The 671-nt window shown below is 53.1% G+C and carries 1 rRNA gene; it reads right to left on the bottom strand.

The features are described 5' to 3' along the window. Positions 1-550, bottom strand: a 23S ribosomal RNA gene (locus KI362_RS25230); the annotation flags it as partial. Positions 551-671 lie beyond the last annotated feature (121 nt).

Below are 671 nucleotides of genomic sequence, written 5' to 3'. Positions count from 1 at the left end.
TTTCACTCCCCTTCCGGGGTGCTTTTCACCTTTCCCTCACGGTACTGCTTCACTATCGGTCGCTAGGGAGTATTTAGCCTTACCAGATGGTCCTGGCAGATTCATACGGGGTTTCACGTGCCCCGCACTACTCGGGATCCGTCTCGGAGGGAACAGAATTTCGATTACAGGGCTTTTACCTTCTTTGGCGGGCCTTTCCAGACCTCTTCGTCTACCCTGTTCCTTTGTAACTCCGTGTGAGACGTCCCACAACCCCAGAGAGCAAGCTCTCTGGTTTAGGCTGTTCCGCATTCGCTCGCCGCTACTAACGGAATCACTCTTGTTTTCTCTTCCTCAGGGTACTTAGATGTTTCAGTTCCCCTGGTCTGCCTCTTCACTGCCTATGTATTCAGCAGTGAGTGACTGGGTATTACTCCAGCCGGGTTTCCCCATTCGGACACCCCCGGATCAAAGCTTGCTTACAGCTCCCCGAGGCAGTTTCGTTGTTCGCCACGTCCTTCTTCGGCTCCTAGCGCCTAGGCATCCTCCGTGTGCTCTTAGTAGCTTAACCTTGATGCTGCAGTTTTGCGCCTGGTGCTCTGTTGTCCGTTGCCTACGCTTGCTCATCGCAAGCAATGCAGACACTTCCAAAGGATCCCCAGTCCCAAAACTTTCGCATGTGTATTCACTAC

Source organism: Paenibacillus apis (assembly GCF_018333295.1).
GTDB lineage: Bacteria > Bacillota > Bacilli > Paenibacillales > Paenibacillaceae > Fontibacillus > Fontibacillus antibioticophila.
Note: the sequence above shows the minus strand (reverse complement) of the source record. Positions and strands in the feature narration are given on the sequence as shown.